A 23,454-nucleotide genomic window follows, 5' to 3' on the forward strand; every position below is an offset into this window, starting at 1 on the left:
CAGGGCGGCGGCGTCGGTCGTCTCGAGGTCGAGCCCGCCTCGCACACCACAGGGTACGCAGCCGTCTCGGGGCAGCGGAAGCCGTCGTTGACTCGCCCCCTCCCGCTTGATACCCTAAGGGGGTATAAGGAGCCGAGCATGGGCCAACGCACGTACACCGTCCCGGAGATGCACTGCGCACACTGCGAGCGCGCGGTCGTCGACGAGGTCTCTGCGGTCGAGGGAGTGACCGCCGTCACGGTCGACCTCGAGACGAAGCAGGTGACGGTGGCGGGGGAGGAGCTCGACGACGCGGCGATCAGGGCCGCGATCGACGAGGCCGGATACGAGGTCGCCTGATGGCGACGTCGACGCACGCGCGCGAGCGGGTTCGGCTCGACATCGACGGCATGACGTGCGCCACCTGCGCGACGCGGATCGAGCGCAAGCTGAACCGCCTCGACGGCGTCGAGGCGACCGTCAACTACGCGACGGAGGCTGCAAGCGTCGCGTACGACCCCGGTGTGATCGGCGTCGACGACCTGCTGCGGGCGGTCGAGGGAGCCGGGTACCACGCCGCGCTCCCGGACGACGGAGCGGACGACGCAGATCCCGTCCGCGCTGTCCGCTCTCGACTTCTCGTCGCTGCGGCGCTGACCGCTCCGCTCGTGCTCCTCGCGATGGTGCCGCCGCTGCAGTTCGACGGCTGGGAGTGGGTCGCGCTCGCTCTCTCGACTCCCGTCGTCTTCTGGGCGGGGCTCGGCTTCCACACGGCAGCGCTCGCGAACGCGCGTCACGGCGCCGCGACGATGGACACGCTGATCTCGGTCGGCACCCTCGCGGCGTGGACGTGGTCGGCGGTCGTGCTCGTCGGCGGCATCGATGCCCACAGCTACTTCGAGGTGGGCGCGGTGATCACGACGCTGATCCTGGTCGGCCGCTACCTCGAGCTCCGCGCGCGCCGGCGCTCCGGTGAGGCGATCCGGTCGCTCCTCGCGCTGGGGGCGAAGGACGCGGTCGTGCTGCGCGACGGCGTGGAGCTCCGTATGCCGATCGCCGAGCTCGTGGTCGGCGACGTGTTCGTCGTCCGACCGGGGGAGAAGATCGCCACGGACGGGGTCGTGATCGAGGGCTTCTCGGCTGTCGACCAGTCGATGCTCACCGGTGAGCCCGTCCCGGTGGAGGTCGTCGTCGGGGACGAGGTCGCCGGGGCCACGGTCAACGCGTCGGGGCGGCTGCTGGTCAGGGCGACACGTGTCGGAGCGGACACGGCCCTCGCGCAGATCGCGCGGCTCGTCGCGGAGGCGCAGGCGGGGAAGGCGCCGATCCAGCGGCTCGTCGACCGTGTGTCGGCCGTCTTCGTGCCGACGGTGCTCGTCGTCTCGCTGGCGACCCTGGCCGGCTGGCTCGTCGCCGGCGGGAGCGTGTCGGAGGCGTTCACCGCCGCCGTCGCGGTGCTGATCATCGCGTGCCCGTGCGCCCTCGGTCTCGCTACCCCGACCGCCCTCATGGTCGGCACGGGGCGCGGGGCGCAGCTCGGCATCCTCATCAAGGGCCCCGAGATCCTCGAGCAGACGCGGCGCGTGACGACGATCGTGCTCGACAAGACCGGCACCGTCACCGAGGGACGGTTCTGGGTGACCGACGTCGTCCCCGTCGCCGGCGTCGACCCCGAGCGCTTCCTCCGCCTCGTCGGCGCCGCGGAGCACGCCAGCGAGCACCCGATCGCGGCTGCGATCGCGTCGCACGCCGCGGGCGCCGTCGGCCCGCTCCCGCGCGTGGAGAGCTTCACGAGTCGATCCGGGCTCGGCGTCGAGGCCGTCGTCGAGGGCAGCGGACTGGTGCTCGGGAAGCCCTCGATGCTCACCGAGCGGGGTCTCTCGCTGCCGCCCGACCTCGCGGCCGCGCTCCAGGAGGCGGAGCGGTTGGGGCGGAGCGTGGTCGCGGTGGCGATCGACGGGTCGGTCGCCGGTCTCGTCGTCGTGGCCGACCGGGTCAAGAGCACGTCACCCGAGGCGATCCGCGAGCTCGCCGCGCTCGGCCTCACACCGGTCCTCCTGACCGGCGACAACGAGCGGACGGCGACCGCGGTGGCGGCGGAGGTGGGTATCGACGAGGTGATCGCGAACGTCCTGCCGGACGAGAAGACGGCGGTCGTACAGCGGCTGCAGGACGGGGGCGACGTCGTGGCGATGGTCGGCGACGGCGTCAACGATGCCCCTGCGCTCGCCCGGTCCGACCTCGGTCTCGCGATCGGGACCGGTACCGACGTCGCGATCGAGGCGAGCGACCTGACGCTGGTCTCGGGCGACCTCCGGGCGGCCGCGGACGCGATCCGCCTCTCCCGGCGGACGCTCCGGACGATCAAGGGGAACCTCTTCTGGGCCTTCGCCTACAACGTCGCCGCGATCCCGCTGGCCGTCGCGGGCCTGCTCAATCCGATGGTGGCGGCGGCGGCGATGGCGTTCTCGAGCGTCTTCGTCGTCACCAACAGTCTGCGCCTGCGGCGCTTCCAGAGCCTCAGGGAGGTCGGGTGACACACGGGTACGCGGACGAGAAGGACGCCCTGATCAGGCGTCTGAGGCGGATCGAGGGACAGGTCCGGGGTCTCGAGCGCATGGTCGCCGACGACCGCTACTGCATCGACATCCTCACGCAGATCGCGGCGGTGCGAACCGCTCTCGACCAGGTCGGCGCGCGGCTGCTCGAAGACCACGTCACGCACTGCGTCTCCGATGCGATCGCATCGGGGGACGAGCGGGCGGCGGAGGAGAAGACGAGCGAGCTCCTGGCGACGGTGCAACGGTTCATGAAGACGCGCTAGTCCGCCGTTCGACGCCGGTCGGACGCCTGCGAGCCGAGTGGCGCAGATCCCCGAGGCTCAGGCGAGCGTCGTCTCGGCGGGGAGCGCCGGCGCCGTGTGCGTCGTCGTCGTTCGCTGCTCGTCGCGCACGCGCAGGTCGCAGTAGACGTACGTCGTCGCGATCGAGGCGAGCGGCAGCGTGATCGTGTAGACGAGGCCGGCGACGAGGTTGACGACGTCGAACGACGCGGACGAGACGAGCAGCATGAGGGCCCCGAGGAACGGCCCCACGATGACGGCGGTGCCGGTGACGAAGACCGTGATCGAGGCGACCTTCCACCAGTTGCCGGTGACGAGACCCGCGCTGCGTCGGAGCGCGTCCCGGGCCGGACGGTCCTCGAGGTGGATCACCTGGGCGAGGAGCGACCACCGGACGAGCAGCCACGTCGCGATCGGAATCCCCACCAGCGTCAGGTTGAGGATCGTGAGCACGACGACCATGAACAGCAGCCCCCCGGCGAGCGCCCGGAGGTGCGTGAACGCCTGCCGGTAGGCGTCGAGCGCGGAGCCGGGTCTCCCTGCGTCGATCTCGCGCATCACGTGGGCGACCGCGGCCTGGACGAGCGTCAGCCCGATGAAGGTGAACACGAGGCCGAGGGTGAACGCGAGGATCGCGACGGCGGGATTCGACTCGCCGGCCCGGTCGGCGAGCGCCTCGAACGTGCCGATGCGGAAGAGGACGTACTGGATCGCGGCGACGACGACGGCGAGCGGCAGGAACACGACGCCGATGCGCACGAAGAGCAGGAAGTGGCGACGGTACATCGCCCAAGTCGCGGTGACGACCTCGCCCCATCGCCGGCGGTGGGCGATCCGGAGCGGCGGCGACGGGCGCCACTCGGTGCGCGATCCCGCCCAGAGGAGGACGACTGCGAGAATGCCGAGTGCGATCACCGTCGGCCATGGGTTCTGCGTCATGCGCGTCAACATGTCGGAGCCCGCGGCGACGGCGGTGCAGAAGAACTCGGTGGCCGTCGTTCCCATGAGCGAGGTCGAGCCGGGAACGGCGAACGCCTCGTCGCGCCAGCTCTCCTCCGACCAGCTGATCGGGGCGACCCACTGCGTCTTCGTGTTCGGCCCCGTCGGGCCGTTGTAGAACGCCGGCTGCATCTCGCCCCAGCGTCCCTCGAAGCCGAGCCACGGGTAGGACTCGAGGTATGCGTCCGGATCCGTCGGCACCACCGCGACGGCGGGGCGGATCGCGGTGGACGGGCCCTCCGTGTCGTCGCAGCCGACCCCCTCCGCGCCGCTCCGTCCGAGGAACAGCGCCTCCTTGAAGTGGTTGGCGTGCGATCCCTCCGCCGGATAGACGACGGGGTGCGTGCCGTCGACGAGGGTGAGCTTCTCGTCTCCCCACGCGGCGCGCTCGGCACCCTCGTGCTGGCTGTACCCGACCTCCGTGGGCTCCGTCTCCAGCGCCTCCGCCGCGTCGTTCGCATCGAAGACGAGCTGGATCATCTCCCAGTCGCCCTCGTGCTTGTTGTTGAAGTCGTTGAAGACGTAGAAGAACCAGTACTGGAGCGCGAGCTTCCCCGGCTTCCCCGGCTCGGTGACGACCCGCGCATACGTCGTGGGGTCGGTCCCGGCCGTGATCCGTTTCGACCACTCCTCGTACGTGCAGCCGGGGTCGAGCGCGTTCCCGGGGAAGTCGAGGTGGTATCCGACCTTCCCTCCGCCGAGGTCCGCGGCGCTCGGCCCGACCTGCACGACGTTCGTCCGATCCCACGGCCCCCGGAGCGCCACCTCCTCGTTCGGGAGGATCAGGTCGATGTCCGTCGGCCAGTACGGCTCGCCGTCCCCGCAGTCCTCGGTCTGCTCGACGAGGCGCACCTCCGGCGCGTAGCGCTCGGCGAGCTCGTCCTCCGGGCCGGCGAGGGCCGACCCCGACCAGGCGGCGAGGAGACACGCGACGAGTACCGCCAGCCGCGCTGCCCGGCGGCCCTGTCGCCTGCGCAGCCGTCGCATCCCGTCGAGTCTGTCAGACGACGCCGGACGACGCCTCGAGCGCCCGCACCAGCGTCCCCACGGGCGGCCGATCGTCACGCTGCTGCGGTCGCGCCCAGGTGATCACGCCCTCCGGGTCGACGACGAAGTCCCCTCCGAGCTGGAGGGTGTCCGTGCCGAAGCGCCGGAGGCGCTCGCCGCCCGCCAGGAGAGACGCGTATCGCCACCAGACGCGCGGGTCGAGCCACACACCGGCGACGGAAGCGCGCCGGAGGCCCCAGGCCCGGTAGGCGGCCCGGTCACGGTCGACGAGCATCGGGAAGACGAGGTCGAGGTCGACGAGCAGCGAGCGCCGGAGCAGCTCGGGCTCGTCGAACGCCACGAAGAGCACGGACGCGCCTGCCCGCTCGATCCGCTCTCGCCGATCCTGCACCTTCACGAGGTGCGCCCGGCAGATCAGTCAGCCCGCGTGCCGGAGGAAGCTGACGAGGACGGGTCGCCCCCGGAGCTCGGAGAGGCGGACGATCTCACCCTCGAGGGACGGAAGCTCGAGCGTGGGGGCGGGAAGACCTGGGCGTGCTCGCTCGGCGCCGGCCATGGCGCCGCGTCAGGACGTGCCGACGATCGGCTGGCACGCCTCGGCGTTCTCGAAGGCGTCCTGGAGCTCCGCGCTCGTGTCGATCTGCTCGAGCGTCGAGAACAGGCCCGAGATCGTCGTCGACATCGACGAGAGCGTGGCCGTGATCGTGGACACCTGCCCGAGCAGCCCGGCGAGCCCGCCGCCGGCGTTCTCGAGGCCCTGCTCGAGCTCGTCGATGTCGTCGGAGAGCGCCGTGGCAGCGTCGTCGATCGCCTGTGCCGCCTCGTCCGCGGACTCGGTGTCGGGGGCCCCGAGGGCCTCGATGTCGTCGACGAGGGCCTTCGTGGCGTCGACCGCGTCCTCGAGCGCCGACGTGAACGAGTCGACGGAGAGCGCGCTCGTGTCGGCGAGGTCGTCGGCGGTCGCGGAGATCGTGTCCGTCCACGTCGTGATCGCGCCGCAGAACCCGTCCGCCCACTCCTCCGTCGCAGACGCCGCCGGCTCGTCCGACCCGCCGCACCCCGCGGCGAGGATCGCAGCGACCCCGACGATCGCGACGATCGAGAGCAGACGGCGTCGAGGGAGCACGCCACAAGCGTACCGCGACGTCACTCCTCGAGGAGCGTCTTCAGGAGCTGTGCGTACTCGTGGAGATGGCGGTCGGCGAGGAACCGCTCGACGACCTTCGCGCGGGCGGCCTCACCCAGGGTCGTCCGCAGGGCGGGATCGGCGAGCAGCCGATCGATCGCCTCGCCGGCGGCTTCGACGTCGTTCGGCCCGACGAGCAGGCCCTCGCGCCCGTCCGCGATCTGGTCGACGATCCCGCCGACCGCCGAGGCGACGACCGGGCGGCGCTTCCACATCGCCTCCGCGACCGTGAGCCCGAAGCCCTCGGCGAGGCTCTTCTGGACGACGACGCTGGCGTGGCGCTGGAGCGCGTTGACGACGCGCGCATTCGCCGCCAGGTCGGACATGCCGATCGCCGCCAGGTGCACGCGGCGGCGGAGCCGTCCGTCGAGCGCCTCCCAGGCCGCGTGCGTCTCGGCGAAGACCTCGGGGCCCTCGGGGTCGTCCGTCACGCCGCGCACGCTGGGGCCGGCGAGCACGAGATGCGCTCCCAGCCGCGGATCGACATGGTGGGCGAAGGCCTCGAGGACGCCTTCCATGTCCTTCAGGCGATCCCATCGCGACACCTGCGTCACGAGCGGGGTCTCGAGCGCGGGGAGCTCCCCTTCGGTGACGAGGTCGACGGTCTCGAGAGGCAGCCCGACCCACGGGGCCGTGCCGTGCGGCGGACGGACGAGCCCGACGGCCGTCATCGTCGACGTGACGATGTCGTCGGCGATCTCCTCGTTCTTCGCGGTGAACGGGTCGATCGACGGTGCCACGATCGCCAGTCGCTCCGGGTCGATCCACGGCGGCGCGAACGTGGGGCGTGAGAACACGAACGCGTCGGCGGCCTCGACGAACGGGCGGATGAACGCCCAGGCTCGGTCGCTCCACTCGCTCTCGCCCTCGTAGCCGACGTGGCAGCGCCAGATGACCTTCGCCACGCGTCCGCGCAGGAGCGGCGCCAGGCCCGCGGTCTGCGGGTCGTGGAGCACGACCACGTCCGTCGCGGCGACGCTCTCGAGCAAGGGGCCGGCGTTGCGCGCGATCGTGCGCTCGTATGCCAGTCGCTCGGTGCGTCCCAGCGGCCCACCGTCTCCGGGGGCCCCGTAGAGCCCGTTGTGGACGCGCTTCGTCACGGCGAAGAACTCGGGATCGCCTCCGATCACGCGCCAGCGGGTGCCGATCCCGAGGGCGCGGGCATAGCCGAGGATCGCGTAGAGCATCTCCGCGACCCCGCCGCCGGCCGCGGTGGAGTTGACGTTGACGATCTCGCGCCCGTCGAGCAGCGCACGCATCTCCTCGGCGACGTGCTCGAGGCGCTGCAGTCGATCCGACCCGATGATCGGCTCGAGCCTGGCGGGGTGAACCGTGGCGAAGGAGACCTCGGCTGCGTCGTCGTGAAGGGGCGTCGTCATACGTTGGTCGCGGCGTCGGTCGGGCGTGGTCGACCCGTCGGACTTCCCCCGGGGTCCGGCGGTTCCTGCACGCGACGATCCGGCGGCCGCCCGCCCACGTGGCGGCCGGCGGAGGTGGAGAGCGGTCGCGGCGGGACGGTGTGGCGTCCTCAGCCGTCGCGGCAGTCGTCGCAGGAGCCGTGGAGCACGACGTCGTGGGCGTCGAGGGAGACACCGAGTCGGTCGGCGACGTCGTCCAGCGCGCTCTCGAGCGCGTCGTCGGTGAAGGGCTCGACCCTGCCGCACTCGTCGCACACGAGGTGATGGTGGTGCTCGCCGCTCGGCAGCATCGGCTCGTAGCGAGCCACGCCGTCGCCGAGGTCGATGCGCTGCACCAGCTGCAGGTCGGCGAGGGTGTCGAGTGCCCGGTAGACGCTCGCGATGCCGGCCCGTCCGCCGTCCCCCCGGATGCCGTCGTGTATCTCCTGCGCAGACTGACAGCACGCTCTGCGGCCGAGCTGGTCGACGACCGAGCGGCGTGCACCGCCGCTCCGGAAGCCGGCCGCGCCGAGCGCTTCGAGCGCATGATCGGCCCAGATCCCCGGCGCGCTCGCCACATACTGATGATAGCGGTTCTCAATTACATGCTAGGGTCGTGCGGTGTTTTCGAGAACGGTTCTCGTCTGCATCGGGGCGGCACTGGCGGGCGTCGCGGCCGGCTGCGGCTCGACCGACGCGACTGCCCCTGCGCGGACGCAGGTCGTCGCCGCCTTCTACCCGCTGGCCTACGCGGCCGAGCAGGTCGCCGGACGTGCCGTCGACGTGACGAACCTCACCCCGTCGGGCGCCGAGCCGCACGACATCGAGTTGTCGCCGCGCGACGTCGAGCGGATCGACGATGCCGACGTCGTGCTCTACGTCGGGTCGGGCTTCATGCCCCAGGTGGAGGATGCGGTCGCACGGCTGGGGAACGGGCTCGACGTCCTCACGGAGGTCGAGACGATCTCGGGCCCGTCGGGCGTCGACCCGCACGTGTGGCTCGACCCGCTCCGGTACGCGTCGGTGGTCCGCCGCATCGCCGGCGAGCTCGGCGATCCGGCGGCCGGCGCCAGGCTCTCCGCCCGCCTCGAGCAGCTCGACCGGGACGTCCGCACCGGGCTCAGCCGGTGCCGACGATCGGAGATCGTCACGAGCCATGCCGCCTTCGGGTACCTGGCGGAGGCCTACGGGCTCGAGCAGGTGGCCCTCGCAGGGCTCACGCCCGAGGCAGAGCCGTCGGCGCGTGCTCTCGCGTCGCTGGTCGACGACGTGCGCCGCCTCGGGGCGACCACCGTCTTCGTCGAGCCGCTCGTCTCGCCGACCGTCGCCGAGACCGTGGCCCGCGAGGCCGGCGTGAAGGTCGCGTCCCTCGATCCGATCGAGGGGATCGGCGAGGGAGAGCTCGGGCGGGGTGCCGACTACTTCTCCGTGATGCGCGGGAACCTGCGCGCGCTCCGTGACGCGCTGGGGTGCGCGTGAACGGGGCACCGGTGATCCGGTTCGACCGGGTCTCGTTCGCCTACCGGCCGGGCGTTCCCGTCCTCGCCGACGTCGACCTCGACGTCGAGCAGGGGGAGTTCGTCGCGATCGCGGGGCCGAACGGCGGTGGCAAGACGACGCTGCTGCGACTCGTGTTGGGGCTCGAGCGCCCGTCGTTCGGCAACGTCCACGTGTTCGGCGTGCCCGCCGGCAGGCGCGACCGGTCTCGCCGCATCGGGTATCTCGCGCAGCGGGCAGCGGCGGGGGGAGAGGCCCCCGTGACGGTCCGCGAGCTCGTCTCCGCGGGCCGTCTCGCGCCGTCGGGCCTCGTCGGGCCGCTCCGGCGGCCGGATCGCGAGCTGGTCGACGCGGCGATCGCGCGGATGGGGCTCACGGAGCGGGCGGACGTGCCGCTGCACACGCTGTCCGGCGGCCTGAGGCAGCGTGCCTTCATCGCGAAGGCGCTGGCGTGCGAGCCGACGCTGCTGGTGCTCGACGAGCCGACGACGGGTGTTGACGTGGCGTCACAGGAGTCGCTCGCCGGCCTCCTCGAGGAGCTTCGCGCGGAGCTCGGCGTGACGATCCTCTACGTCTCGCACGAGTTCGGCGCCGTCGAGCACGTCGTCGAGCGTCTCGTGCTCGTCCGGGGAGGCGTCGTGTTCGACGGCCCGCCCGGTGACCTCCCGGCCCTCTGGCACGACCCGTCCCACGACCACTCCCACGAGCACTGATGCTCGGGCTCGAGTTCATGCGGCTCGCGTTCGCCGCCGGGGCGATCGTCGGCGTCGTCGCCCCGGCCGTGGGGTTCTTCCTCGTCGAGCGACGTCAGGCGCTCGTGGGCGACGGCCTCGGTCACGTCGCGTTCGCCGGGGTGGCCGCCGGCGTGCTGTTCGACGTCGCTCCCGTCGCCGTCGCCCTCACCTTCGCGGTCGTCGGCGCGATCGCGGTCGAGCTCTTGCGCACGCGCACGCGGACGGCCGGTGACCAGGCGCTCGCGCTCGTGTTCTACGTCGGTCTCGCGCTCGGCGTCGTGCTCGTGTCCAGTGCGGGCGCACTCGACGTCAATCTCTTCCAGTACCTCTTCGGGTCGATCCTCACCGTGTCCTGGTCGGATCTGTGGGTCGTGCTCGCCCTCGGCCTCGCCTCGCTCGCGACGATCGGCGTCCTCTACCGCGGCCTCGTCGGCGCGGTCGTCGACGAGGAAGGGAGCCGGGTCGCAGGGGTTCCGGTCGACGCTCTCAACATCGTCGTCGCGGTCCTCGCGGCGCTCACGGTCGCGATCTCGATGCAGGTCGTGGGCCTCCTCCTCGTCGCCGCGCTGATGGTGCTCCCGGTCACGGCGGCGGGACGCATCGCGTGGAGCCTCCGCTCGACACTCGTCCTCGCGATGGCGATCGGACTCGGGTCGGCGCTCGTCGGGCTCACCGTCGCCTACTACGCCGACCTGGCGCCGGGCGGCACGATCGTGCTCACCGCCGCCGCGGCGTACGCCGTGTGCGGGATCGCCGCTGCGGTCCGCCGTCGTTAGGCGGCGACGGCGTCGACGGCGTCGGCGGCGTCCACACCCGGCTCGTGGCAGTCGCGACAGCGGGCCTCGTACTGCTCGGCGGCGCCGACGACGATCGTGTCTCCCGAGTACGGCGCCGGGACGCCGTCCACGAGGCGCTGCGTGGTGGTCGCCGGGCCCCCGCAGCGATGGCAGACGGCCTGCAGCTTGTCGACGAACTCGGCCCGCGCGAGCAGCTCGGGCATCGGGCCGAAGGGGCGACGGCGGAAGTCCTGATCGAGCCCGGCACAGATCACACGCACTCCACGATCGGCGAGCGCGAGCGCCGCCGCGACGACCTGCTCGTCGAAGAACTGCACCTCGTCGACGCCGACGACCTCGTGCCCGCGGGCGCGGGCGGCGATCTCGGCGTGGCCGTCGACGGGGACCGCCGACATCCGCACGCCTGCGTGGCTGACGACATCGGCGTTGTCGTACCGATCGTCGATGCGAGGCTTGAAGAGGATCACCCGCTGGCCGGCGATCTCGGCCCGACGCAGGCGGCGGATCATCTCTTCGCTCTTCCCGCTGAACATCGGCCCGCAGACGACCTCGAGCCACCCGCCACGCTGAGGAGGAACACGGATCACGCGCGGCATCCTACGAGGCGGATCGGCCGGAGCGCACGAGGCCTGCCGGGCGGTGGAGAGCGTGGCCCGTGCCCGTCCCGGCCCGTGAACTCCGAGGCTCGGCCGTGTGCCCTCGCGCGCGGTGAACCCGGCCGTCGGGCCCGCACCGTGGCGCGGCGTGAAGGGCCTACGCCGGAAGGCCGTTCCGACGATCGGGCCGCTGCTATGCTTCGGTGCCTCGGGGCGGCGTAGCTCAGTTGGTTAGAGCAGCGGAATCATAATCCGCGTGTCGTAGGTTCGAGTCCTACCGCCGCTACCTCCCGCCGAAGCATCGATCCCACGAGAGACGCAGAGAGATGGCCACCGGAGTCAGAGTCGCGATCACGCTCGCCTGCACGGAGTGCAAGCGGCGCAACTACCAGACCCAGAAGTCCAAGCGGAACTCGCCCGACCGCGTGGAGTTCCGGAAGTACTGTCGCTGGTGCGGTGGGCACACGGCCCATCGCGAGACGCGGTAACGACGGGGCACAACGGGACGATGGCAGGCGAGACGAGACGGCAGCGCCGGGAGGCCCGGCGCGCGGAAGGGGGCGCGACGCGGGAGCCGGCCGCGCAGCCGGCCGTCGAGGGTGGCACTGCCGCCGCCGTTCCGGCCCACGGCCCGCGCCGCGGCGGGTTCATCCGCGAGTCCGTCGGAGAGCTGAAGAAGGTCGAGTGGCCCACCCGACCGCAGGTGATCCAGGGGACGATCGTCGTGATCATCGCGTGTGCGATCGTCGGCGCATACCTCTGGGGCGTCGACCAGGCACTGCGGCCGTTCGTCCGGGACGTCCTTCTCGGTCAGTAGGAGATCCAGATGTTCCAGTGGTACGTCGTCAACACCTACTCGGGTCACGAGAACAAGGTGAAGCAGAATCTCGAGCACCGGATCCTGTCGATGGGGCAGCAGCATCGCTTCCGGCGCGTCGTCGTGCCGACGGAGCAGGTGATCGAGACGAAGGACGGGCAGAAGGTGCAGACCGAGAAGCGCGTCCTCCCGGGGTACGTCCTCGTCAACATGGATCTGAGCGACGAGGCGTGGACGGTGGTCAAGGGCACTCCCGGGGTCACCGCCTTCGTCGGCGCCGGGGCGAAGCCCGTCCCGCTCGCGCAGGGCGAGGTCGACAGGATTCTCCACCACGGTCAGGCCGTCGGTGCGCCGGCGCCGAAGTCGCAGGTCGAGTTCACGCTCGGCGAGTCGGTCAAGGTGACGTCCGGCCCGCTCTCGGACTTCGATGGTGAGATCGTCGACGTCAACCCCGATCAGCAGAAGCTGAAGGTGCTCGTCGACATCTTCGAGCGCCAGGTCCCGGTCGAGCTCGGGTTCGACCAGGTGAAGAAGATCGACTAACCGACAAGACGGGAGGAGGGGCGGGCAGCCCCGCATGCACTCACGCACATGGCGAAGAAAGTCCTCACACTGATCAAGCTCCAGATCCCGGGTGGACAGGCGAACCCTGCGCCCCCGGTCGGCCCCGCGCTGGGCCAGCACGGGGTCAACATCGTGGAGTTCACGAAGGCGTTCAACGCGCAGACCGCGCACGAGAACGGGCGCATCATCCCGGTGGAGATCACGGTCTACGAAGACCGGTCGTTCACGTTCATCACGAAGACCCCGCCGGCGGCGGTGCTGATCAAGGAAGCGCTCGGCATCGAGACCGGCTCGGGAGAGCCGAACCGGACGAAGGTCGGGACGCTGACGAAGGCGCAGGTGCGGGCGATCGCGGAGACGAAGATGCCGGACCTGAACGCGAACGACATCGACGCGGCGATGCTCGTGATCGCGGGGACCGCCCGCAGCATGGGCGTGGAGGTGGAGAGCTGATGGCGGCGCACGGCAAGCGCTACGCAGCGGCCCGCGCCGCGATCGATCGCGAGCGGCTCTACTCTCCCGCAGAGGCGGTCGTCACCCTCAAGAGCCTCGAGGGGGCGCGGTTCGACGAGACCGTGGAGGTGCACTTCCAGCTCGGCCTCAACGTCAGGCATGCCGACGAGCAGCTGCGTGGCACGATCATGCTCCCCCACGGCATCGGCAAGGACGTGCGTGTCGCGGTGTTCGCGGAGGGCGAGAAGGCACGCGAGGCGGAGGAGGCGGGCGCGGACGTCGTCGGCTCGGCGGATCTCGCCACGAAGATCGAGGGCGGCTTCCTCGACTTCGACGTCGCGATCGCGACCCCGGACCAGATGGGCAACGTCGGCAAGCTCGGGCGCGTGCTCGGGCCGAGGGGGCTGATGCCGAACCCGAAGACGGGCACCGTGACGTTCGACATCGGCAAGGCGGTGACCGACGCGAAGGCGGGCAAGCTCGAGTACCGCACGGATCGCGGGGCCAACGTGCACCTGCCGATCGGCAAGAAGAGCTTCGACGCGCGCAAGCTGCTCGAGAACTACGCGACCTTGATCGAGGAGATCGTCCGGGCGAAGCCCGCCGCGGCGAAGGGTCGCTACATCAAGGGCATCACGTTGACGACGACGATGGGCCCAGGTCTTCACATCGACCCGTCCCGGACGAGGGACATCGTCGAAGACCTCGACGACGCCGAGCAGGAGGCCGTCCCGGCCTAGAGATCCCGATCAACGCGCCCGTCGCCACAGACAGCCGGCAGCCGACGCCTTCGCGAGACGTGTCGCGAGGCGGGGCAGAGGACCGGCCGAGGCGGCCTCGAACCGTCGGGCAGGCATCGCGCCTGCACCTCAGTCCGAGCCCGCCGCAGGCGGGCTTGGACGATGACGAGAGGAGGTGCAGAGTGCAGAGATCGGACAAGGAACGTGTCGTCGAGGAGCTGGCCGAACGGTTGCGCGAGGCCGAGTCGCTCCTCGTCGTCGACTATCGCGGGCTGACGAACGCGCAGCTCGCCGATGTGCGCTCGAAGCTCCGTGAGCACGGAGCGAGGCTCACGGTGGTGAAGAACTCGCTGACCCGCCGGGCCGCAGAGGCGGCCGGTGCCGAGCAGGTGCTCGCGCTCTTGGAGGGCCCGACGGCGATCGCGTTCCTCCAGACGGGCGGCGACCCGGTCGCCGTCGCGAAGGCGCTGTCCGACACGGCGAAGGACACGAAGGTCCTGTCGCTCCGCGGGGGCGTGTTCGAGGGGAAGCAACTCGACCAGGCCGACGTGGAGCAGCTCGCGAAGCTGCCGCCGATCGACGTGCTGAAGGGGCAGCTGGTCGGCGTGATCCTCGCGCCGCTGACGCAGGTCGTCGCGCTGGTGAACGCTCCCCTGCGGGATCTCGTCGGCCTGATCGACGCCCGCATCGCCCAGCTCGGCGAGAGCGGTGAGACCGGCGAGGCCGTCGACGCGACGTCGTCCGAGGCCGCGCCCGACGAAGAGCAGGAGCAGGAGCAGGAGGACGAGGAGGAGGACGAGCCGGAGGCGGTCATCGCCGAGGCGAGTGACGGCGCCGCGACCGACGGCGCCGACAGCGAGCCCGAGACCGGGAACGACACCGAGACCGAGGAGGAGTAGGAACGATGGCAACCGACGTGAAGAACGTGCTCGAGACGCTCGGCGGCATGACCGTGCTCGAGCTCGTCGAGCTGAAGAATGCGATCGAGGAGGAGTGGGGCGTGACCGCCGCCGCTCCGGTCGCCGTCGCCGCCGGGATGCCGGCGGGAGGCGAGGCCGCGGCAGGCGCAGCGGAGGAGAAGGACTCCTTCGACGTCGTGCTCACCGCTGCCGGCGACAAGAAGATCCAGGTGATCAAGGTCGTCCGCGCTGCCACCGGGCTTGGCCTGAAGGAGGCGAAGGACCTCGTGGACGGGGCCCCGAACGCGATCAAGGAGGCCCTGAACAAGGAGGAGTCCGAGAAGCTGAAGGCCGAGCTCGAGGAGGCCGGGGCCTCCGTGGAGCTGAAGTAGCTCCTCGGAGCTTGAGGAGGACGGGTCACCGTCGGAGCAACCGGTCGGCGCGGGGCCGCTGGGTACCGCGCCGACCGCACGCGTCGAAGGCCGTACGGTAGGATCTCCGAAGGACGTCTCCACCGCAGCCGGCGGTTGCGGTGGAGTGCGTGCGTCCTGTACCATAGTCTGTTCCGCCGAGCAAGCGCTCTACGACCCTGCCTGTCGTTACCACTGCACGCCGTTAAGGGAGGCTGTTCTTGAGCAGCACTGCTGTCGCGCCGCGCGCGCGCAAGACGTTCTCGCGCCTGAAGCACATCCTCGACCTCCCCAACCTCATCGACATCCAGAAGGCCTCCTTCCGGTGGTTCCTCGAGGAGGGGCTCCGGGAGACGATCGACGACGTCTCGCCGATCACCGACTACACCGGCACCCTGGCGGTGGAGTTCGGCGAGTACGAGTTCGGTGAGCCGCAGTTCACGCTGCAGGAGTGCCGGGAGAAGGACCTCACGTACCAGGCCCCGCTCTCGATGGTCGTCCGCTTCGTGAACACGGAGACCGGCGAGATCCGCGAGCAGAAGGTCTTCATGGGCGACTTCCCGATGATGACCGAGCACGGCACCTTCATCATCAACGGCACCGAGCGCGTGATCGTGACGCAGCTCGTCCGCTCCCCGGGTGCCTACCTGATGGAGCCGAAGGACGCCACGAAGCAGGTCTTCACGGCCAACCTCATGCCGTCCCGTGGCTCCTGGCTCGAGCTCGAGATCGACAAGAAGGGCATCGTCTACGCGCGCATCGACCGCAAGCGGAAGCTTCCGATCACCACGCTCCTGCGTGCGCTCCCGGAGGAGGACCCCACAACGGGCTTCGTGCTCGACACCTCGACGAACGAGGCGATCCTCGCCCTGTTCGACGAGCCGTCCCGCGCATACATCCAGAACACGCTCGAGAAGGACCCCTCCACCCGGGAGGAAGAGGCCCTGATCGAGGTCTTCAAGAAGCAGCGCCCCGGGGAGCCGCCGACGCTCGACAACGCGCGCAACCTGCTGCGGTCGCTCTTCTTCGACCCGAAGCGCTACGACCTGACGAAGGTCGGGCGCTACAAGCTCAACCAGCGACTCAGCGTGAAGGTGCCCGACGACACACGGGTGCTCACGACCGAGGACATCCTCGCGCTCGTGCGCCGCCTCGTGGCGCTTCCCGGCAAGCTCGGCGTCCCGGAGGACACGAAGGACTACGCGGCCGAGGCCGCCGTGCTCGGGCGCGATCCCATCCGCGGCGAGCTCGACGAGTACGAGGACTTCGGCAACCGGCGCCTCCGCACCACCGGCGAGCTCATCCAGGACGCGTTCCGGGTCGGCCTCTACCGCATGGAGCGGGTCGTACGGGAACGCATGACGACCGAGGACGTCGACACGATCACGCCGCAGACGATCATCAACATCCGGCCCGTGGTTGCGGCGCTGAAGGAGTTCTTCGGCTCCTCGCAGCTCTCGCAGTTCATGGACCAGACGAACTCGCTCGCCGGTCTGACGCACCGTCGCCGGCTGAGCGCGCTCGGCGCCGGAGGGCTCACGCGTGAGCGGGCGCCGATCGAGGTGCGCGACGTGCACCCCACCCACTACGGGCGCATGTGCCCGATCGAGACGCCGGAGGGCCCGAACATCGGGCTCATCGGATCCCTCGCGTCGTTCGCGACGGTCAGCGAGTTCGGCTTCATCCAGACGCCCTACCGGGTCGTCGCGAAGGGCAAGGTGACCGACGAGATCCTCTACCTCGACGCTTCCGAGGAGGCGCAGTACACGATCGCCCAGGCATCGGAGCCGCTCGACGAGAAGACGGGCAAGTTCCTGAACGACCAGGTGCTCTGCCGCTCGCAGGCGGGCGAGGCGGTCGTCGCCTCCCCCTCGGACGTCGAGTACATGGACGTCTCGCCGGCACAGATCGTGTCGGTCGCGACAGCGCTGATCCCCTTCCTCGAGCACAACGACGCCAACCGGGCGCTGATGGGCGCGAACATGCAGCGCCAGGCCGTGCCGCTGATGATCCCCCAAGCGCCGCTCGTCGGCACAGGGCTCGAGTTCCGGGCGGCCGTGGACACCGGCGACGTCGTCCTCGCCCAGCACGCCGGCACGGTGATCGACGTCGATGCGGGCCGGATCGTGATCGAGGGCAGAGGCTCACGCGACGAGTACGAGCTGACGAAGTTCATGCGCTCGAATCAGGGCACCCTGATCCACCAGAAGCCGGTCGTGAAGCTCGGCGACAAGGTCAGGGCAGGCGAGGTGATCGCCGACGGCTCCTCGACCGACGGCGGCGAGCTCGCCCTCGGGGCGAACCTCCTCGTGGCGTTCATGCCGTTCGAGGGCTTCAACTTCGAGGACGCAATCGTGCTGTCGGAGCGGATCGTGAAGGACGACGTCCTGAGCTCGATCCACATCCACGAGTACGAGATCGACGCGCGGTCGACCAAGCTCGGCGACGAGGAGATCACGCGGGACATCCCGAACCGCTCGGAGGAGTCCCTGGCGAACCTCGACGAGCGCGGCGTCGTCCGCCTCGGAGCCGAGGTCGGCTCCGGCGACCTGCTCGTCGGGAAGGTGACGCCGAAGGGCGAGACGGAGCTGACGGCGGAGGAGAAGCTGATCCGCGCGATCTTCAAGGAGAAGGCGCGCGAGGTCCGGGACACGTCGCTCAAGGTGCCGCACGGAGAAGGCGGCAAGGTGATCGGCGTCAAGACCTTCTCGCGCGACGGCGGCGACGACCTGCCGCCGGGGGTGAACGAGCTCGTGCGCGTGTACGTGGCGAAGAAGCGGAAGATCGCCGAGGGCGACAAGCTCGCGGGGCGCCACGGCAACAAGGGCGTGATCGCGAAGATCGTGCCCGAGGAGGACATGCCGTTCCTCGAGGACGGCCGCTCGGTCGACGTCGTGCTGAACCCGCTCGGCGTTCCCAGCCGCATGAACATCGGCCAGATCCTGGAGACGCACCTCGGCTGGGCTGCCGCCCACGGGGTCTTCGAGGACGGTGCGCCCGTGAACCCGCGCGCCCCGATCAACGCCCCGGACCCGCGGGCGGTCGCGACCGCCGTGTTCGACGGCGCGACGGAGGAGGACGTGGACGAGGCGCTCGTCGCGTGGGCGACCTCGTCGGACACCCCGGTGGCGATGAAGGTCGACATGTCGCGTCCGGCCGGCCGTCGCTGCTCGGGCAAGGTGCAGCTCTACGACGGCAAGAGCGGTGAGCCCTTCGACCAGAAGGTCACCGTCGGCTACATGTACATCCTGAAGCTGCTCCACCTGGTCGACGACAAGATCCACGCGCGCTCGACCGGGCCGTACTCGCTCGTGACGCAGCAGCCGCTCGGAGGGAAGGCCCAGTTCGGTGGGCAGCGCTTCGGCGAGATGGAGGTCTGGGCGCTCGAGGCGTACGGCGCTGCGTACACGCTGCAGGAGATGCTGACGATCAAGTCCGACGACACCATCGGCCGCGTCAAGGCGTACGAGGCGATCGTCAAGGGCGAGAACATCGCCGAGCCGTCGATCCCCGAGTCGTTCAAGGTGCTGCTCAAGGAGATGCAGTCGCTCGCGCTCGACGTCCACGTGCTCTCGGACGAGGGGCGCGAGGTCGAGGTGCGCGAGGAGGACGACGAGCTGCTGCGGGCGGCCGAGGAGCTCGGGATCGATCTCTCGGCGGCGACGATGCGGGCGGCGGCGGCGAACCCGTCTGCGCAGGAGGTCGAGGAGGGCGCGAGCGAGAGCGCCGACGGCGACCTCCTCGTCGCGAACGACGAGGAGCTGAAGGCGGCGGTAGCCGAGGGCGAGCTCGAAGAGCTCGACGAGGCGCCGGAGCGGGACACCGAGGACTGACCGGCGGCCACACGGAGTGGGCGGCGGTGTGCACGTGAGGCAGGGCGACTAGAGGATCAATCCGCGTGACGGGCGGCGGGTGTACGACCCGGCGCCGAAGGAGACAGGGACTTGGCACAGATCGACATCAACGACTTCGACGCGATCAAGATCGGACTGGCCTCACCGAAGCAGATCCGTGACTGGTCGATGGGCGAGGTGACGAAGCCGGAGACGATCAACTACCGGACGCTGAAGCCCGAGCGCGATGGGCTCTTCTGCGAGCGCATCTTCGGCCCGACCAAGGACTGGGAGTGCTACTGCGGCAAGTACAAGCGCGTGCGGTACAAGGGCATCATCTGCGAGCGCTGCGGCGTCGAGGTGACACGGCAGAAGGTACGGCGCGAGCGGATGGGGCACATCGACCTCGCTGCGCCCGTGTCGCACATCTGGTTCTTCAAGGGCGTCCCGAGTCGCATCGGCTACCTCCTCGACATCGCTCCGCGGGAGCTCGAGAAGGTGCTCTACTTCGCCGCCTCGATCGTCACCGGCGTCGACGAGGAGAAGCGCGCCGCCGACCTCGCGGACCTCGAGGAGAAGGTGCGCGCCGAGTCGGAGCAGATCTACCTCGACCGGGACGAGCAGCTCACGGCCCTCGAGGGTCGTCTCAACCGTCGGCGCCAGTACCTCGCGGCGGGCAAGGACCGTGGGTTCGACGAGGACGACGAGTTCTGGGCACGGGGGCTCTCGAACTGGGCCGAGGATCAGGGGCTGACGCCGCTCGACGAGCTGCGTGAGCTCGGAGGCGGTCTCTTCAAGGACCTGGCGAAGGGCATCTCGCTCGAGGATGCGAAGAAGATCCGCGACCTCGTCCGGCAGTCGGCGACGCGTGACGACCGCAGGCTCGCGCCGCGCGAGGTGGAGACGGTCGCCGTCGCCGCGCAGCAGGTGAACGAGGCGCTCGACTCGCTCCGGGCCGAGATCGACAAGGAGTCCGGGTCGAAGAAGGGCGCCCTGACCAAGCGCCTCAACAAGATCGTCGAGTCGCTCCTCGAAGGCACCGAGATCGAGGGCGAGGACGCCGACCGCGTCGAGCGAGTCGACGCGAAGACCCTCGAGCGCGCCCGCGAGATCGGCAACGGGCTCCTCGCGGACGTGCTCGCGACGGCCGACCACGCCGCCTCGCTGGACGACCTGCGCGAGGCGGTTCAGGACCTCTGCCTCGTCGAGGGGGCCAGCAAGGACGACCTCGACGTGATCACGCAGTGGGCGGCGAAGGTGCGCGAGATGGTCGCCGACATCGAGACGCGTCGCGACGATGCACGCGAGGCCGCCGTCGAGGGCGTCCGGCGCCTCGAGGAGACGTGGAAGCTGTTCCGCGAGCTCGAGCCGAAGCTCGTCGTCAACGACGAGCAGCTCTTCCGGGAGCTCAAGGATCGCTTCGGTTCACCGTACGGCTTCGGCGTGTACTTCCGCGGCGGGATGGGTGCGGAGGCGATCCGTGACCTGCTGCGCGACCTCGACCTCGATGCGGAGTCGACGATGCTCCGCGACACGATCAAGACGGCGAAGGGTCAGAAGCAGCAGCGAGCGATCAAGCGGCTGAAGGTCGTGAGCGCCTTCATCACCTCGGAGAACAAGCCCGAGTGGATGATTCTCGAGGCGGTCCCGGTGATTCCGCCCGAGCTGCGGCCGATGGTGCAGCTCGACGGCGGCCGCTTCGCCACGAGCGACCTCAACGACCTCTACCGCCGCGTCATCAACCGCAACAACCGCCTCAAGCGGCTGCTCGACCTCGGGGCCCCCGAGATCATCGTCAACAACGAGAAGCGGATGCTCCAGGAGGCGGTCGACGCGCTCTTCGACAACGGGCGCCGCGGGCGGGCCGTCACCGGGCCGGGCAACCGGCCGCTGAAGTCCCTGTCCGACATGCTCAAGGGCAAGCAGGGCCGGTTCCGGCAGAACCTCCTCGGCAAGCGCGTCGACTACTCGGGTCGGTCCGTGATCGTCGCCGGGCCCGAGCTGAAGCTCCACCAGTGCGGCCTGCCGAAGCTGATGGCGCTCGAGCTCTTCAAGCCGTTCATCATGAGCCGGCTCGTCGAGCGCAAGTCGGTGCAGAACATCAAGGCCGCGAAGAAGATGGTGGACTCGATGATCCCCGAGGTGTGGGACGTGCTCGAGGAGGTCATCGCGGAACACCCGGTGCTCCTGAACCGCGCGCCGACGCTCCACCGGCTCGGCATCCAGGCCTTCGAGCCGGTGCTCGTCGAGGGCAAGGCGATCCAGGTGCACCCGCTCGTCTGCCACGCGTTCAACGCCGACTTCGACGGGGACCAGATGGCGGTGCACGTCCCGCTGTCGGCGGAGGCGCAGGCCGAGGCGCGCGTGCTGATGCTCTCGTCCAACAACATCCTCTCGCCGGCCCACGGGCGCCCGCTGGCGACGCCGACGCAGGACATGGTTCTCGGCGCGTACTTCCTCACCTACTGTGCGCACGACCTGCGCGCGACCGACACGGCGGAGCTCGCCAAGGCGCTCGGCAAGGACGGGCTCCCGCGGTTCCAGTCCGAGGAGGAGGTGGAGTTCGCGCTCGACGCCGGCCAGGTGGCGCTCCAGGACCCGGTCGAGTTCCGACACGACGGCGAGGTCCGCTTGACGACGCCGGGCAGGGTGATCTTCGAGTCCGAGGTCGATCGCTCGCTGCGTCGCGCGAGCAGAGGCGACGCACACCCGACGTTCACGGTCGACGGGGCGTTGACGAAGCGGGAGCTCGACACGTTGATCGACCGGCTCGTCGGTGACTACGGCGCGTACGCCGTCGCGTCGACGTTGGACACGATCAAGACGCTGGCGTTCCGCTACGCGACGGCCGCGGGGGTGACGATCTCCAAGAACGACATCGTCGTGCCCCCGAGCAAGGAGGACGTCCTCGCCGCCTACGAGGACCAGGTCGCGAAGGTGGAGACCGAGTACGAGCGCGGCCTCATGACCGAGGAGGAGCGCCACGAGCGCATCGTCGCGATCTGGACCGAGGCGACCGATCGCGTCGCCGACGAGATGAAGGCGACGCTGTTCGAGACGAACCCGATCTTCATGATGGCCAACTCCGGTGCCCGCGGATCCTTCAACCAGATCCGCCAGCTCGCCGGGATGCGCGGCCTGATGGCGAATCCGAAGGGCGAGATCATCGAGCGCCCGATCAAGGCCAACTTCATGGAGGGCCTGACGGTGCTCGAGTACTTCATCTCGACCCACGGTGCGCGGAAGGGCCTCGCCGACACCGCGCTCCGCACGGCCGACTCCGGCTACCTGACGCGGCGCCTCGTCGACGTGTCGCAGGACGTGATCATCCGCGACGAGGACTGCGGGACCGAGGGCTTCGTCGAGGTGCCGGTGCTGGCAGACGGCCAGTTGAACCGCAGTGCGGCAGGGCGCGTCCTGGCTGCCGACGTCTTCAAGCCGCTCAAGGACGGCAAGCCGGGGAAGACGATGCTCGGCGCGAAGGGCGACGAGCTGACGATGCGCGGGCTCCTCGAGCTCGTCGGTCAGCTGGAGGAGCACGCCGAGACGTTCTCCGTGCCCGCGCGGACGGTGCTGAAGTGCCGCAGCGAGCACGGCGTGTGCCGGGCGTGCTACGGGACGTTCCTCGCCACCGGAGACATGGCGTCGATCGGCGATGCGGTCGGCATCGTCGCGGCACAGTCGATCGGTGAGCCCGGGACGCAGCTGACGATGCGGACGTTCCACACCGGCGGTGTCGCAGGGGCGGACATCACCCACGGCCTTCCTCGCGTGGTCGAGATCTTCGAGGCGCGGACGCCGAAGGGCCAGGCGACCCTGAGCGACGTCGCCGGGAAGGTCGAGATCGAGGACGAGGAGCGCACCGTGAAGGTGACCGTCGTCCCGAACGAGCTCGACGAGGACGGCGAGCCGATCCCCGTGAAGGAGTACTCGTTCCCGCGGCGCACGCGCCTGCTGGTTCATGCCGGCGATGTGGTCGAGGCGGGCGACCCGCTCAACGAAGGGTCGCTCAACCCCGCGGAGTTGCTCGAGCACCACTCCCGAAACGGGAAGGGCTCGACGCCGACGGAGCTCTACCTCGTGGGCGAGGTGCAGAAGGTCTACAAGTCGCAGGGCGTCGACATCCACGACAAGCACATCGAGCTGATCGTCCGTCAGATGCTGAAGAAGGTGCGCATCGAGAACGCCGGGGACACCGACCTGCTCCCAGGTCAGCTCATCGACCGCGTGGCCGTCGAGGCGCGCAACGACGAGGTGGCGGCCGCGAAGGGCGAGCCCGCCACGTTCGAACCGCTGATCCTGGGGATCACGAAGGCGTCTCTCGCGACGGAGTCCTTCCTCTCCGCCGCATCGTTCCAGGAGACGACGAAGGTGCTCACCGATGCTGCGATCGAGGGCAAGACCGACCGCCTCCACGGGCTCAAGGAGAACGTGATCATCGGGAAGCTGATCCCCGCCGCGACCGGCCTCAAGCGGTATCGCGGGATCACGATCGAGCCGACCGAGCCGCTCCCCGTGTCGCTCTTCGGCGGCCAGGCGGAGGCGGAGCTGCTCGCCGCACTGGAGGAGATCGGAGACGGCGATCTCGATCTCACCTCGCTCGGGATCGCACTCGACGAGGAAGCGCTCGAGCCCGACGCTGCGCCCGAGCCGGAGATCGACGAGGAATGACTGACCGGACGGCGGGGCGAGGCGCGAGCCTC

22 protein-coding genes and 1 tRNA gene are annotated in these 23,454 nt (G+C 70.1%); 16 read left to right on the forward strand and 7 right to left on the reverse strand.

Translation table 11 applies throughout. The annotated features are described in order from the left end of the window. The first annotated feature begins 138 nt into the window (after positions 1 to 138). The 3 genes from AC162C_RS03505 to AC162C_RS03515 are packed head-to-tail and all read left to right on the forward strand — an operon-like array spanning position 139 to position 2,803. The gene (locus AC162C_RS03505) at positions 139 to 339 is read left to right on the forward strand and encodes a heavy-metal-associated domain-containing protein (RefSeq protein ID WP_462973029.1); all 201 of its coding nucleotides are present in this window, start codon (positions 139 to 141) and stop codon (positions 337 to 339) included. Next, positions 339 to 2,516 carry a heavy metal translocating P-type ATPase gene (locus AC162C_RS03510; RefSeq protein ID WP_484096330.1) on the forward strand — a complete coding sequence of 726 codons (2,178 nt, stop codon included), beginning with the start codon at positions 339 to 341 and terminating at the stop codon, positions 2,514 to 2,516. The genes AC162C_RS03505 and AC162C_RS03510 overlap by 1 nt, the downstream gene beginning before the upstream one ends. Next, positions 2,513 to 2,803: a metal-sensing transcriptional repressor gene (locus AC162C_RS03515; RefSeq protein WP_484096331.1), complete on the forward strand. Its 291-nt coding sequence runs from the start codon at positions 2,513 to 2,515 to the stop codon at positions 2,801 to 2,803. Before AC162C_RS03510 ends, AC162C_RS03515 begins: the two co-directional genes overlap by 4 nt. Before the next feature lie 57 nt (positions 2,804 to 2,860). On the opposite strand, the gene AC162C_RS03520 is transcribed toward AC162C_RS03515, so the two are convergent. The 6 genes from AC162C_RS03520 to AC162C_RS03545 form a co-directional block, all read right to left on the reverse strand. Beyond that, on the reverse strand, positions 2,861 to 4,807 hold the full coding sequence (locus tag AC162C_RS03520) for a hypothetical protein (RefSeq protein WP_484096332.1): 1,947 nt from the start codon (positions 4,805 to 4,807) through the stop codon (positions 2,861 to 2,863). A 13-nt stretch (positions 4,808 to 4,820) separates the two neighbouring features. After that, on the reverse strand, positions 4,821 to 5,246 hold the full coding sequence (locus tag AC162C_RS03525) for an AhpC/TSA family protein (RefSeq protein WP_484096348.1): 426 nt from the start codon (positions 5,244 to 5,246) through the stop codon (positions 4,821 to 4,823). After that, a complete protein-coding gene (locus AC162C_RS03530; protein ID WP_484096333.1) occupies positions 5,247 to 5,384 on the reverse strand; it encodes a peroxiredoxin family protein in 138 nt (45 codons plus the stop codon). Between the two features lie 9 nt (positions 5,385 to 5,393). After that, positions 5,394 to 5,954 carry a hypothetical protein gene (locus AC162C_RS03535; protein ID WP_484096334.1) on the reverse strand — a complete coding sequence of 187 codons (561 nt, stop codon included), beginning with the start codon at positions 5,952 to 5,954 and terminating at the stop codon, positions 5,394 to 5,396. 20 nt (positions 5,955 to 5,974) lie between these two features. Continuing rightward, the gene (locus AC162C_RS03540) at positions 5,975 to 7,393 is read right to left on the reverse strand and encodes a glycosyltransferase (protein ID WP_484096335.1); all 1,419 of its coding nucleotides are present in this window, start codon (positions 7,391 to 7,393) and stop codon (positions 5,975 to 5,977) included. Between the two features lie 149 nt (positions 7,394 to 7,542). Further along, positions 7,543 to 7,989: a Fur family transcriptional regulator gene (locus AC162C_RS03545; protein ID WP_484096336.1), complete on the reverse strand. Its 447-nt coding sequence runs from the start codon at positions 7,987 to 7,989 to the stop codon at positions 7,543 to 7,545. 43 nt (positions 7,990 to 8,032) lie between these two features. Between AC162C_RS03545 and AC162C_RS03550 the strand changes: the two genes are divergently transcribed. The 3 genes from AC162C_RS03550 to AC162C_RS03560 are packed head-to-tail and all read left to right on the forward strand — an operon-like array spanning position 8,033 to position 10,418. Continuing rightward, positions 8,033 to 8,890, forward strand: a complete 858-nt coding sequence (locus tag AC162C_RS03550; protein ID WP_484096337.1) for a metal ABC transporter substrate-binding protein — start codon at positions 8,033 to 8,035, stop codon at positions 8,888 to 8,890. Then, complete coding sequence (locus tag AC162C_RS03555; protein WP_484096338.1) at positions 8,887 to 9,621, forward strand: metal ABC transporter ATP-binding protein; 735 nt, start codon at positions 8,887 to 8,889, stop codon at positions 9,619 to 9,621. Before AC162C_RS03550 ends, AC162C_RS03555 begins: the two co-directional genes overlap by 4 nt. Beyond that, on the forward strand, positions 9,621 to 10,418 hold the full coding sequence (locus AC162C_RS03560) for a metal ABC transporter permease (protein WP_484096339.1): 798 nt from the start codon (positions 9,621 to 9,623) through the stop codon (positions 10,416 to 10,418). The genes AC162C_RS03555 and AC162C_RS03560 overlap by 1 nt, the downstream gene beginning before the upstream one ends. On the opposite strand, the gene AC162C_RS03565 is transcribed toward AC162C_RS03560, so the two are convergent. Beyond that, the gene (locus tag AC162C_RS03565) at positions 10,415 to 10,972 is read right to left on the reverse strand and encodes a thymidine kinase (RefSeq protein ID WP_462973110.1); all 558 of its coding nucleotides are present in this window, start codon (positions 10,970 to 10,972) and stop codon (positions 10,415 to 10,417) included. The two genes, AC162C_RS03560 and AC162C_RS03565, sit on opposite strands and share 4 nt — an antisense overlap. A 275-nt stretch (positions 10,973 to 11,247) precedes the next feature. Between AC162C_RS03565 and AC162C_RS03570 the strand changes: the two genes are divergently transcribed. The 10 genes from AC162C_RS03570 to rpoC all read left to right on the forward strand — a co-directional run bounded on the left by AC162C_RS03570 (position 11,248) and on the right by rpoC (position 23,422). Next, a tRNA-Met gene (locus AC162C_RS03570) sits at positions 11,248 to 11,321 on the forward strand. Positions 11,322 to 11,361: 40 nt separating this feature from the next. Beyond that, a complete protein-coding gene (rpmG, locus tag AC162C_RS03575) occupies positions 11,362 to 11,523 on the forward strand; it encodes a 50S ribosomal protein L33 (protein ID WP_462973018.1) in 162 nt (53 codons plus the stop codon). A 20-nt stretch (positions 11,524 to 11,543) separates the two neighbouring features. After that, entirely contained in the window at positions 11,544 to 11,852 is a 309-nt protein-coding gene (gene secE / locus AC162C_RS03580) for a preprotein translocase subunit SecE (protein WP_484096340.1), read from the forward strand. A 9-nt stretch (positions 11,853 to 11,861) separates the two neighbouring features. Next, positions 11,862 to 12,395 carry a transcription termination/antitermination protein NusG gene (gene nusG, locus AC162C_RS03585; RefSeq protein ID WP_484096341.1) on the forward strand — a complete coding sequence of 178 codons (534 nt, stop codon included), beginning with the start codon at positions 11,862 to 11,864 and terminating at the stop codon, positions 12,393 to 12,395. Between the two features lie 48 nt (positions 12,396 to 12,443). Next, complete coding sequence (rplK, locus tag AC162C_RS03590; RefSeq protein ID WP_484096342.1) at positions 12,444 to 12,869, forward strand: 50S ribosomal protein L11; 426 nt, start codon at positions 12,444 to 12,446, stop codon at positions 12,867 to 12,869. Beyond that, positions 12,869 to 13,609 carry a 50S ribosomal protein L1 gene (gene rplA / locus AC162C_RS03595; protein WP_484096343.1) on the forward strand — a complete coding sequence of 247 codons (741 nt, stop codon included), beginning with the start codon at positions 12,869 to 12,871 and terminating at the stop codon, positions 13,607 to 13,609. Before rplK ends, rplA begins: the two co-directional genes overlap by 1 nt. A gap of 182 nt (positions 13,610 to 13,791) precedes the next feature. Continuing rightward, positions 13,792 to 14,508 (forward strand): 50S ribosomal protein L10, encoded by a 717-nt coding sequence (gene rplJ, locus AC162C_RS03600; RefSeq protein WP_484096344.1) that lies wholly within the window; start codon positions 13,792 to 13,794, stop codon positions 14,506 to 14,508. A gap of 5 nt (positions 14,509 to 14,513) precedes the next feature. Further along, on the forward strand, positions 14,514 to 14,900 hold the full coding sequence (rplL, locus tag AC162C_RS03605; RefSeq protein ID WP_462973012.1) for a 50S ribosomal protein L7/L12: 387 nt from the start codon (positions 14,514 to 14,516) through the stop codon (positions 14,898 to 14,900). 239 nt (positions 14,901 to 15,139) lie between these two features. After that, the gene (gene rpoB, locus AC162C_RS03610) at positions 15,140 to 18,751 is read left to right on the forward strand and encodes a DNA-directed RNA polymerase subunit beta (protein ID WP_484096345.1); all 3,612 of its coding nucleotides are present in this window, start codon (positions 15,140 to 15,142) and stop codon (positions 18,749 to 18,751) included. Between the two features lie 111 nt (positions 18,752 to 18,862). After that, positions 18,863 to 23,422 (forward strand): DNA-directed RNA polymerase subunit beta', encoded by a 4,560-nt coding sequence (gene rpoC / locus AC162C_RS03615; RefSeq protein WP_484096346.1) that lies wholly within the window; start codon positions 18,863 to 18,865, stop codon positions 23,420 to 23,422. Positions 23,423 to 23,454 lie beyond the last annotated feature (32 nt).

The organism is Gaiella sp., from assembly GCF_057140465.1.